This window comes from Paenibacillus sp. PK1-4R, from assembly GCF_030369595.1.
In the GTDB taxonomy this organism is placed as follows: domain Bacteria; phylum Bacillota; class Bacilli; order Paenibacillales; family Paenibacillaceae; genus Paenibacillus.
Genome location: NZ_CP126535.1, coordinates 2,861,057 through 2,873,468, shown reverse-complemented (window position 1 = coordinate 2,873,468; position 12,412 = coordinate 2,861,057). Strand labels below are relative to the sequence as shown.

Below are 12,412 nucleotides of genomic sequence, written 5' to 3'. Positions count from 1 at the left end.
ACTCCTTACAGATCATATGTGATTCAATCCACTACATAATGCTCTCATCGGTTAATTTCTTGGACGTATAGTTTGCTCCGAGTATGAAGACAAGTCCAACTAAAGCCTGGAACAGACCTACAGCTGTCGCGAGCGTGACCTGACCGGATTGTAAACCGACACGATACACAAACGTGCTGAGCACATCCGAGTATTCACGTACAGCCACATTTCCGATAATAAACGGTCGGTCGAAGCCGATAGAGATCATGTTGCCGACATTGATGATCAATAAGGTAACAATCGTTGTTTTGATGCCTGGCAAGGAGATGTGCCAGATTCTGCGTAACCGACTTGCTCCATCCACTTCAGCCGCTTCATACAGCTCACGGTTAATCCCTGTCAGAGATGCCAGATACAGAATCGTACCCCAGCCTGCACTCTGCCACACACCTACCGCAAGATACGTAAAGAGCCAATAGTTTTTGTCTGAAAGGAATGGTAATGGATCAAATCCCATGCTCATCAAGATATTGTTAATAAAACCCGATTGTGTACCGAATACTTGAAGTACAATCCCTCCAATAATTACCCACGAAATAAAGTGAGGAATGTACAGTAAAGTCTGTGCAAGTTTTTTGAACCATGCCTTTTTAAGCTCGAACAATAAGATGGCCAGTATTAGTGGCGCCGGGAAAGAAACCAGTAGATCCAGCATGTTTAGCACTAACGTGTTACGTAATGCAGTGTAAAACCCCTGATTTTGAAACACTTCTCTGAATGCATCCAAGCCAATCCACTCACTACCAGAGATCCCTTGAAAGAAGTTAAAATCCTTGAACGCAATCTGCACGCCATACATTGGCCCATACTTGAAAATAATGAAGTAGATCATGGGCAGTAGGAGCAACGCATATAGTTGCCAGTTTCTACGGAAATAGATGCTTGATTTCATAAACCTTCCCCCCATGTCATTCAGGATTCTTCATCAAGGCGATGTTGCCATCGCCCTAATGAATTCCCTGTTCTTTGTTGTCATACACATTAGATGTGAACTCTACTCTACTTATTTCATCGCTTTGTAAGCTTCTGTACGTTCATCCAGGATCGCTTGACCACCGCTTGCCATGTAGTCTTTCATCATGCTGTCATACGTGGCTTCAAAATCAGCGGGTTTGGAAATGGTTGTTTTCACGAAGAACTCCATGAATTTGTCTTTCAGGCCGTTACCGTAACGTGCTTCTGCATCAATCGGTTTGGAGAAACGTACCGGTTGAATCGTGTCCGTGTTGGAAATTGCTACCGACTTGCGCATGTCATCCCGATACTTCGACTCTACCTGTACGACATAAGCCTCTTCATTTTTCTTATCATCCCCAACGTATTTACCATTAACGATAATGGCAATGTCACCGGAATTATAGATACGACCTGCGATTTCAGGTGAAGCATCATCTTTGATCAGTGGTACACCATCCACGAGCTCATAGTTCTCATTTTCAACACCGAATTGCAGGTCGAACAGGTTGTTGCCCGAAGCCATCCAATCCAGATACTTCATCGCTGCTTCCGCATTTTTGCTCGATTTTGGAATCATGACATACATCGCATTGGGAGCATATGCCGGTTTGGCGAATTTGCCTTCGGAGTTTTTGAATGCATCAATCGGTGTGATCACTGCACCAGGTTTATTGGTTTGCAAGTTTTTGTACGTACCGGAAATGTAAATCTCCCCTGCATCTTCGGTGTAGAATCCAACTTTGCCGTTAGATACATCTTCCCACAGCTTTTTCTTGTCTTTATCTAGTCCAAAGTCCTTGCTCATTAATCCTTCATTATAAAGTGTGTTCATATATTTCAGAGCGTCCTTGAAACCAGGCAACAACGTTGGATAGTCATTGGAACCCAGTTGCTGCGTTAATGTATATTTTTGTTCTTCCGTTAGCGGTTCAATGAATGACCAGATCAGGGGTTCATATTGAGCCGAGGCAATCGACATCCCCATTGGGATAAGTCCTGTACCGACTTTACCCGGATCTTTTTCCTTAAAGGCTTTCAGTGTTGTATGCAGCTCCTCAGCTGTCTCAGGTGAAGGCAATCCGAGCGCATCCAGCCAGTCCTGACGAACATAGGATGCGTACTTGCCTAGAACAAGACGTTTACCTGGAACCGCAAACTGTTGTCCATCGTATTGACCGTAGGCCAGCGTTTCATCTCCCAGGAACTTCTTCAGGTTAGGACCGCTTTGATTGATCAGATCCGTAAGTTCGGTCAGACCTCCTTGCTCTGCATACCGATTGAATGTTCCCGAATCGTAGGTAAAGACGATATCAGGCACTTCAGAGCCACTCGCCATCAGAACGTTAAGCTTCTGTACTTCCTCCGAGCGTGGTACCGGAACAAATTGAACATCGATGTTGTTTGGATCACCAAACTTCTCTTGAATGAAGCGAGTCAGATAACTGTCCGAAATGGTGTAGCCCGCCGGAGTGTTTCCCCGATCGAAGATTTCTACTTTCAAAGTTGTTTTTTCCCCCGAACCCGACGCTCCAGATGAAGATGTTGATTCGCTTCCCGACGAACATGCAGATAATAATAGAGTGAATGCTGTTACCACTGCGAGGATTGAACTTGCCTTGCCTGCCTTACGTCTTTGAAATAATCTCATTTGACCTTTCCCCTTTCGCACACTCTCTGAATGGATTCACATGATTGCCACTCCACTTTGTTCATCCCATTTTGTTGCACCTGTGAATGTCACTAATCATTACATATGAGCTGATATTTAGACAATAAACTATTTTCAAAATGTAAAATTCACGATTTTTAAGTTAAATACCGCGATATATAAACATATTTCCTGAAAATATACAATTTTCACGACGCTAATGTTAACTATATTAACATAATATGTTGTGTTAAGGTCGATTTCTCATACCCAATCTGGCATCACCCATCTTGCAATAATCCTTTTTCCATTGAATCTCTCTTCAAAAAAAAGAAAAAGAGACCACATCTTATGTGATCTCCTTGTTTAGCAACACGTGTAGAACGTTTCGACGCACTAATTCCTCGGTGGAAGATTAAACTTCACTTGACCAAACAACGTATCGATGGCATTTCCCGCAAATTGATCGATAACATGTTCGTTGTTCGTATCCGTATGTTCCAAAATCAATACATTATACTTCTCATCATAATGCATTCCGCCCAAAATAAATCGTACAGGAATGTTCTGAGCCGCCCCTGCCTTCGAAATGGCCTGAATAAGTTCGGATTCATGCCTTTGTTGACTTGTTGTGTAGGTACCCACAGGTATAGTTATCGTATATGACAAGTTATCTACATGGAATGTAAATGTATTATTGCTTGCTGTAATGGTAACCCGCCTATTGATATCTACGGATCCCCACACTTGCTGTCCGTATGTATACATCATCTTCAACTTCTTCCCTATGAATTAATGGATTGTCATAATGCTAGTATAGGTCATTCGTTAAATTCCTTAACGCACCAGCTTAATGGGCCTAAGATGTTGTATTCAACATCCAAAAAATCCCCTGCAAAGGACGATAAGGTACGGACCTTATTCCTTCATACAGGAGATTTCATAGATATCTCTAGGATTAATTGGATTTCACCCATTACCGGGATGCTCTAACACGACCCATATCGTTATTGATCCCCTTGTTTTCCACTCTGCTTGCGGTAGTCGCCTGGTGTCACGCCCATAATCCGTTTAAATACTCTGCCGAAAGAGATGGCATTGGCATAACCCACTTGCAGAGCAATATCCTGAACAGCCATATCGGATGCAGACAACAAACGGCAAGCCTTTTCGACCCTCAATTTCACCAGAAAATCAACAAACTTCATCTCAAACTCTTCCTTGAACAAATAACTCGCATATTTACCCGAGATCTGGAACCGATCACTCAGATGTTTTAGCGACAGATCGGGATCATCAAAATGCTCTTCGATATAAATTCGCAGCTCGTTGATCATCGCACGATGACTTTTCGTTTCATTCACAGACACATAATTGCGATAAACCTCTTTAAGCCACTCCTGCAAAATCTCTTGAATCCCCTCCAGTGTCTCCACCTGCTGAATATCACTGCGAAGACGAGTCAGGATTTCCTCGGCAAATTGGCTTTGCAACCGCTCAGACAGTTCCCCAAATTCACGGGACAACATCTGGATTAACGCCTGCAGCAACATGCGAATATCGTGATCTGTAATCTGATCTTCGCTGAACGCAACAAACATCTGGTCCAGCTGCGTCCGCCAACCATCACCGGTTAGTCTGAATTCACGGACAAAGTCTGCGAGCATCTGCAAATACTTGTACGATTGCAACTCAATACGATCGGGCAGTTGCTCACTGAGAACGATGGCATCTTTACCAAGAGTAAGTCTATGCTGCAATCCAGCATCTGCACTCGCATAGGAACGAGTAATCTCCTCCCAGCCCGATACGGTTCGTCCAATCCCGAACGTAAACCGGAGGCGGAAATTTTCCGCAATCCACATATGCATCTGCTTAGCCAGATCCATAAGCAATTCACGGTCCAGTCCTTCCTGCTCATCCGACGCAATCACCACAATAAGCCTGCGGTTCCCAAACCATTCAGCCCAACCACCGAATTGAGTCTCGTTCTGCACAAGTTCTTCCACTACGTTCATGAGCGCAATCTTCAGAATATTCTGATTGGTCGAGAGATCGTCACCATTCATCTCCGCAATGAGGACAGCAACACTCTTCGGTTCCATGAATCGTTCCTCTAGCGGTTGCAGATGGCGAAGTCGCTGACGGAACGAATCCATTCGCTCTCCTTCCATCAGGTCAACAAGTAACTGTCTGCGGTGAATCAGCAAGTTTTCATGATGCTGTTTCTCATAGTCAACCGTCTGAGCAATCAGATGTTCCAGCGCACGGTCGATAAGTGCCAGTTCATCTTTGACGGATGGAGTTGCTTCATCCTCCTCGGCACGTGGCTGTAACGCCTGAATTCGATTCATGATGAGCTGAATGGGACGTGTATTTCTGCGCGTAATGTAGATCAGTCCCGCAACCGCACCAACGATCGTTAATAATCCAATACCGATCCACACGTAAGAGACAAGGGATACCCATGAATACAGCTGTCCGGATTGAATACCACTCTCAAAGACCAGACCAAGCTTGTCCGCAGTCACACGATTAAGGATTTCACCTGCTGAAGGGTCCATTTGATGCGCGGTATAGATCAGATTGTCGCTTTTATCCCGAACCTGAAGAACAGATAACTTTTCATTGGTCATGTTATCGATCTGCCGTTCCACTGCATACATGCGGATGGTAATGACGAGCAGTCCTTCCCCGCCCCACGGTAACGGAAGCCACTTATTCATGCTAATCACCTGTGAAGGTACGTCGAAGGAACGTTCCTTATAATCACGTGGCAGGTTCCAACCGAGGTTCTCCCGATCTTTCAAGGCTTGCTCAATATAGGCACGATCTTCGAAATCTTCCAAACGCATCATGCCTCTGGGCGTAAGAATCTGGGAATCGGACATGCGATAGAGATAAATGGATTGAATCATATCCTGCTGATCCAACATACGTCCCAGCCCGCTTGCCGCATCATAGATGAACTGACTCGATAATTGTCCCTGTCCAGCTTCCAGAAAGCGACTATATGTCTTGTTTGCACCAATGTCTTCAAGCAACCGAAGTTCAATGTCACTTAGCGATCGCTCCAGTGTATCCACGATATAGCGGGTGGAGATCATGTCGGCTTTTTGTGTTTCGTTACGTGAGAGTTCGTTGACAATCAGGAAGGAGAGAAAGATCAGAATGGAAATCGTAAGCAGAAAAATAGGAAAATACGAATACATCAACTTGGTGTGCCAATTCCGCTTCAGATTTACTTTCATAGGCTCCAACTCCTTCCATCTCTATTCTAATGAGTATGCTCTTCTCTGTTCTTTGGCCTGCCTGCTGACGATATACAGAATCACTGATCCTAGTGCCGCACTGATCGTGCAAGCCAGATACATCAGTGATGGACCGCCGGAATCGAGTAAATATCCGTTAAGCATATTACCAACAATTCCGCCCAGGCCAGCAAACACCATGTTAAATAAACTTTGTCCTGTGGCTTGCATCTCCCGTCCCGTAACGGAAGCCACATATTCCACTGCTGCGATATAGAAGAATCCGAAGGATAACCCATGCAGCACCTGAACGCCAATCATGACCTCAGGTGTCGGCCATAGCCATTGTATCCCCCAACGTAACATATACGCCCCGGCTGCAAGCAGCATCGTCCGTTCATGTCCCCATTTTCGGAGTATGAATGCTGCTGCCAACATGGATGGAACATTGGTAATCGATGCAAGCAATAGCGCTGTACCTGTCATCGTCACAGAACCGCCAGCCATCTGAAATGAAATAACAAAAAAGGAGTTAAACGCAGTGAGCGTTTGGTTAACCAGGAAACAACCTGTTAGAAATAGAAGGAATGTCCGGTTTCGGAGCAATCTTGCCAAACCTACGGAGAAGGTTACCGAGGACGAGGAGATACTCGTCTGCCGGGGAAGTGTACTTGCCAGTATAGCGCTCAGAATGTTAAACAGGAGAAATGGCAGCCATAACATGTGAATGGAAAACTGGGAGAGATACATCCCTGCGGCAAATCCACCAACTCCCGTTCCTATGCTGCCGAAGAGTCGGATCATGCCATATGAGGTGTTTGCGGCTCTCGCGGCTGTAACCGCATAGGAGTCAGCAACGGGTATTTGAGTCACTTGGAATATAGTGCATAAAGTATAAATCAATATTAATATAAAGTACACTTGAATATTGTAGAAGTACGCTAACGATGCAGGAACAAGCAGGCTTATCACCAGGACGAACCGTGTCTTTTTAAACTTATCTACCAGAATTCCCCATATAGGTTGAAGAATAATGGATACAAGTGTGCCAAACGCCATGATAAATCCGGTTTCTTTACTGGAAAAACCTTGTGCAACCAAAATGGGATTAATGTACGGGTTAAACATCCCCCCGGCAAGCCCCATAAACAGATATAGGCCCTGCAATTGGAGTAAAACACGTTTTGCATCATTGGAATCGGCTTTTGTTTTCTCTGTGTAAGCCTTCATATGTCTACTTCTCATCCGGATCTCCATCCTTTATTTCTGTAGTTGCTTCGCCTATTCTCTATTTTTATGTGCGTGTTAGACTCGACTTGATTGCAGCCAATGCCCCGATTGCTCCTGCTTTGTTCCCCAGTTCAGCTACAGCTAAAAGTGTAGGCAGAACAGTGTAACGTTGGAGGCGTGTGCGCACTTCATTTAGATAATAGGTTGGGTTGGATGCAGCCACGCCACCACCGATCACTATAATGGAAGGATTGAGTAAAGCCGTAATATTCGCCAGACCTCTAGCCATATAACGCATAGGCAGTTCCAGAATCTCAAGTGCAGCAACATCACCTGATTCGGCTGCTCTGAATACATGTCTGGCTTCAATCTGTTCCACTTCCCCTCCTGCCAGACTCATAATCAGGGATAAGGAACTCCCCTTTCCAGCAGCAAAATAACGCCTCGCCTGTTCGGTAATTCCCGTACCTGAAGTCACTTGCTCAAATACGCCAAAGGAATCCGCATCAGCAACGTAACCGGCATGAAGCCCTTCGTCTCCTGCAATGAAATGCCCAATCTCACCTGCTGCTCCATTCTGGCCGCTGTAGAGTTGTCCGTTCAGGATAAGAGCAGCTCCAATGCCTGTTCCAACCGTGACCATCACACAGTGTTGATGTCCCTGCGCTGCCCCTTGATCATATTCTCCCATTGCAGCCAGATTCACATCATTGTCCAACATGATATTCCCGCTATAATACTTTGCAATCACAGGGCGAATATCATGCTCAGGCCACTGAAAAGCTGGAGCATTTCGCAGTATTCCCTCCTCCTGCAAAATCACACCAGGGAATCCCAAGCCTACACCGTTAAGTTGATCCAGACTGCATCCAACTTCGCGGCAGAATGTTTCCAATTCAGCGAATAACCATCGGAAGAACTCATCCGGCTGATCACTGGCAAGAGTAGGCAAGATACGTTCATGAACTTCACTTCCAGCCTGTTGTGATGACATGAGCATTAATGTTTTGGTGCCTCCAATGTCAACACCTGCTATCCAACCGGATCGATCACCTCCAACCGTACCATCCTGATTGGACAGATCATCATTACTTACGTTTTTCACGGATTCTGTCATCCCGTTTTCCTCCTCACATGTTGTATATCCATTCTCTTAGTCCAACGCTTCCTGCTGAAGGTTCAGCATCGTTTGTTGTATGGCTACCTGTACCGCGCCAGTGACAACAGCCTGCTCACCAAGCTTGGAACAGATTAACTGTGGTTGCACCGGGAATTGCTCAGATATGATCTGCCTCAGTAAAGGCAATAACACATCACCGTTTCCTCCTACGCCTCCGCCAAGCACAATGAGATCTGGAGCAAGCACAACGCTAATCTGCCGCAGAGCTGAAGCAATCTTCTGGCTGTATTGCTTTAAAATCTCTAACGCCTCTACTTCTCCACTACGTGCAGCTTCAAATAACTTCTCGGGAGTCAGGTGTCTGTGAAGATCATTTGCAACTACAACTACATCTACATCTACATCTACATTTACATTTACATCTGCACCCGAATCAGCAGCTTCCAATAATAGTTCATCATGCTGATCTAGATAATCTTTCGCCAGTTGCATCAGACCATCAGCGGACAGCACTTCCTCCAGACGTCGACCATCGTCCACCAGCATCTCTGCGATCTCTCCAGTTAAGCCACCTAAACCTCGAAGCAGTTGGCCATGTACCATGATGCCAGCACCCGTCCCTGTACCAATCGAGAAAAATACAAACAAGGGATACCCTGCTGCTGCACCACTCCGATACTCCCCAAGCGCCGCAAGATTCACATCATTTTCCAGAATTACTTCACAGGGAAAAGCTCCTGACAACGACTCTAGAGAGAAAGCTTCTTCCAGACCCGCTAACGGGTCCACAATACGATGGATACGCCCTGAATCAGGCAGCACTACGCCTGGTATACCAAACCCGATGCATTGAATCTGATCCCATTTCAGATGATTCTCATCCAGCAATTCGTTCATATGGCTTCGAAGAAGCTCCAGCATCGTCGCTTCTGCTCGCTCATAAGCCTCTTGAACAACCATGGGATATGTTCGATAGGCAATGATCTCTCCATTCAGATCGGATAATGCAATCCGAATACGTGTTGCGCCGATATCTATACCACAGACATAATAAGCCGTTTCATTGAAACGAATGAGGGTTGCTTTGCGCCCCTGAGCGTTGTCAGCTCTCCCCATTTCCCTCACCAGATTACGGTCAATCAGATGTTCGATCGCCAAAGACACCGTTGGTTTACTAAGTCCGGTCTGACGGCTGATATCCGCTCTCGACATCGTTCCCTGATTTATCAGGGCATCCATAATGAGATTTTCATTCAGATTGCGGATATACTGCGGTGTGCCAGCCATGTTATCGCCTCCTCTAATAGTTAGTTAGGTTTATTAACAAATTGATTAATTCAATATATCATCGTGCTTAGTCGGTGTACAGCTTTTTGTCATTGCACTCTTTTACTAGAAAGAACCACATCTTCACCTGTAACACAAAAGCCTAATAAAGGAATTATTATACAATAATAGACGTTTATACATTTCCGAAACAGTGACGCGGTCATAGAATACCTTATCACGATCAGGGAGGTTTTAATATGTATAGAAAACATCATAAATGTCATCATCCAAGACCAAAGTGTTTTTACAAAAAAATTACGAAAACTTGTGTTACCAAAATCAAATATGTCCCTACAAAGTGTAAAAAACATTGTTGTGTCACTGTTGAATATTGTCCAGTCAAAAAAAGAAAACATTATTAATATTCTTTTGCCCTTCTCTATAGAGAAGGGTTCTTTCTATTTGAACTAGATTAATACCGGATACCATTAACCTATCAAAAAAGTTGCGGTGATATTTCACCGCAACTCCTTTCTTCCTTATATACATATTCATTAAGTTTTGGAGAGTTCAATAAATCCTTCACCGAATACATCACGCACGTCATGAATGGTGATAAAAGCAATCTCATCTTCCGCTCGTACAATCTTCTTCAGCATAGAAACTTCCTGCTTACTAATCACAATGTATAGAATTTCTTTCTTATTTTTCGTGTAATAGCCATGACCAGACAGGACGGTTACTCCGCGATCCATCTTCTCAATGACTTGCTTCGCGATTTCATCCTGTTTGGAAGAAATAATCATGACTGCTTTTTTCGGATTGAGTCCTTCAATAATGAACTCCATTGTTTTGGTTCCGACAAACAGCAAGACAATTGTACACATTAATCCTTGCGGTCCAATGATGAAGTATGAGGAGAAAGCCACAATCAGATCGAAGAACAGAAGTCCGTAACTGATATTCCAATCCAGATATTTATTGGCAAGTCGGGCCAGGATCACTGTTCCCGCCGTTGTGCCTCCCACTCTAACAATTAAGCCAATACCAAGACCGGCAAATACTCCAGCAAAAATGGTATTGATCCAGAGTTCATCCGATGCAATCGTCCAACTCTCCGTCAGATGCAGGAACAACGAGTTGAATACCACCGCAATAATCGTATATACCGTAGTCGTTTTATCAAGAAACCGATATCCCACAATTAACAAAATACCGTTCAGGATCAAGTTCATCAGTCCAGGGGACCATTCAAACAGGTAATACAAAATAATCGTGATACCCGTGACGCCGCCTTCAGCCAAATCGTTCGGGATGACAAACAGGTTCACCGCCAGTGCAAACAGAAATGCACCTGCCATAATAAATAGGATATCCGTAATTCGTTTCTTCATTATGCATTCCATCCAATCCATCAGAAATCAACCTAATCGACCCGTCTCATAAGTTGTCATAACCACTCAAAGATAGATTTTACCATGCTCTCAACAAAATTTGTATACATAATACAAATTGTTGCGTAATTTGTGCAAAGGAATTTGTAAAACCTGCTCTTCCGTCTTCTGCAGAGCTATTGAGCATCATACACCCATGACAAATGTCATGGTCCGTCATTGATATTCATCATTACAGAAGGCTGACGTTTATGACTTACTGTCATGTTCGGATTGTTTTACAATGATAAAAACGCTTCCTACAGGAAAGTCTAGCGGGAAACGCCAAGTTGTAGCTGATTACAGTTATAACGATTGAGGAGGACACAATTTTATGAACAGATCAAAAGAAATGGCCTTAAAAAAAGAAGTTACCCCTTACGAAAAAAATGATCTCAGATTAAGTATCCGTCAGTTAATCAATACATTGCTCCCGCTCTTCTTGTTATGGGCTGCAGCTTACTTTAGCTTATCGGTTTCCTACTGGCTGACCTTCCCGATTGCTTTGGTGGCATCCGGATTTGTACTTCGGACCTTTATTATTTTCCATGACTGCTGTCATGGTTCGTTCTTCAAGAGCAAACGCGCCAATGATATTCTCGGTACCATTACGGGTGTATTAACAGTCACACCTTATCAGCAGTGGAAAAACGAGCATTCTATCCATCACGCGACAAGCAGTAATCTTGACAAACGTGGTGTAGGTGATATCTGGGTTATGACGGTTGACGAATACAAAGCAGCTTCTCCTTGGGGACGCCTCTTCTATCGGATTTATCGTAACCCGTTTGTATTGTTTTGTATCGGACCTATCTACGTGTTTCTGTTGGCTTACCGTTTTAACCGCAAAGGTGCAAGACGTAAAGAACGTATCAACACACATCTGACTACAGTATTAATCGTAGTGCTCTATGCATTCATGTCCTGGTTAGTCGGATGGCAGGCTTTTGTAATGGTGCAGGCACCTATCTTCTTCTTCTCCGGTTTCTTTGGTATCTGGCTGTTCTACGTTCAACATCAGTTCGAAGAGACGTATTTTGAACATGAAGATGAGTGGAGTTATGTAAAAGCAGCTGTTGAAGGCAGTTCTTATTACAAATTGCCAAAATTATTGCAATGGATCAGTGGTAATATCGGGTTTCACCATGTGCATCACTTGAGCCCACGTGTACCTAACTATTTCTTGGAAGAAGCACATAACGCAACACCACCCTTGCAAAAAGCAACTACTATTACACTACGTTCCAGTCTGGTTGCCCTTCGCTTCCGTCTGTGGGATGAAGATTCTAAACAGTTTATTAGCTTCAGACAGCTCAAAAACTTGTCCCGCAAGCCGTATGTTCAACCGCCTATCCGAGTAACGAATCCAGCGGGTCTGACAGAGAAGCCTTAACTCTGTCGGATTCGTTTTCTTGTGTTCAAGCCATAGTCATGCTACAGTCATGCTAAAGTTGAGTACAAG

9 protein-coding genes are annotated in these 12,412 nt (G+C 44.2%); 1 reads left to right on the top strand and 8 read right to left on the bottom strand.

The window, feature by feature from the left end; genetic code table 11:
• Positions 1 to 31: 31 nt before the first annotated feature.
• The 8 genes from QNO02_RS12715 to QNO02_RS12680 all read right to left on the bottom strand — a co-directional run bounded on the left by QNO02_RS12715 (position 32) and on the right by QNO02_RS12680 (position 10,911).
• Positions 32 to 934: an ABC transporter permease gene (locus tag QNO02_RS12715; protein WP_289392236.1), complete on the bottom strand. Its 903-nt coding sequence runs from the start codon at positions 932 to 934 to the stop codon at positions 32 to 34.
• A gap of 111 nt (positions 935 to 1,045) precedes the next feature.
• On the bottom strand, positions 1,046 to 2,647 hold the full coding sequence (locus tag QNO02_RS12710; RefSeq protein WP_289392235.1) for an extracellular solute-binding protein: 1,602 nt from the start codon (positions 2,645 to 2,647) through the stop codon (positions 1,046 to 1,048).
• Positions 2,648 to 3,043: 396 nt separating this feature from the next.
• Positions 3,044 to 3,418, bottom strand: a complete 375-nt coding sequence (locus QNO02_RS12705; protein WP_091031330.1) for a hypothetical protein — start codon at positions 3,416 to 3,418, stop codon at positions 3,044 to 3,046.
• A gap of 236 nt (positions 3,419 to 3,654) precedes the next feature.
• Positions 3,655 to 5,898: a helix-turn-helix domain-containing protein gene (locus QNO02_RS12700; RefSeq protein ID WP_289392233.1), complete on the bottom strand. Its 2,244-nt coding sequence runs from the start codon at positions 5,896 to 5,898 to the stop codon at positions 3,655 to 3,657.
• A 21-nt stretch (positions 5,899 to 5,919) separates the two neighbouring features.
• Positions 5,920 to 7,143 (bottom strand): MFS transporter, encoded by a 1,224-nt coding sequence (locus QNO02_RS12695; RefSeq protein ID WP_240661826.1) that lies wholly within the window; start codon positions 7,141 to 7,143, stop codon positions 5,920 to 5,922.
• Between the two features lie 49 nt (positions 7,144 to 7,192).
• Positions 7,193 to 8,245 carry an ROK family protein gene (locus tag QNO02_RS12690; protein ID WP_289392232.1) on the bottom strand — a complete coding sequence of 351 codons (1,053 nt, stop codon included), beginning with the start codon at positions 8,243 to 8,245 and terminating at the stop codon, positions 7,193 to 7,195.
• A gap of 36 nt (positions 8,246 to 8,281) precedes the next feature.
• Positions 8,282 to 9,535, bottom strand: a complete 1,254-nt coding sequence (locus QNO02_RS12685) for an ROK family transcriptional regulator (protein WP_289392231.1) — start codon at positions 9,533 to 9,535, stop codon at positions 8,282 to 8,284.
• Positions 9,536 to 10,071: 536 nt separating this feature from the next.
• Positions 10,072 to 10,911: a YitT family protein gene (locus QNO02_RS12680; protein ID WP_062834072.1), complete on the bottom strand. Its 840-nt coding sequence runs from the start codon at positions 10,909 to 10,911 to the stop codon at positions 10,072 to 10,074.
• A 373-nt stretch (positions 10,912 to 11,284) separates the two neighbouring features.
• Here QNO02_RS12680 and desA point away from each other — a divergent pair, with 373 nt between their 5' ends.
• Positions 11,285 to 12,343, top strand: coding sequence for a Delta(5) desaturase DesA (gene desA, locus QNO02_RS12675; RefSeq protein WP_091016855.1), 1,059 nt, complete (start codon positions 11,285 to 11,287; stop codon positions 12,341 to 12,343).
• Positions 12,344 to 12,412 lie beyond the last annotated feature (69 nt).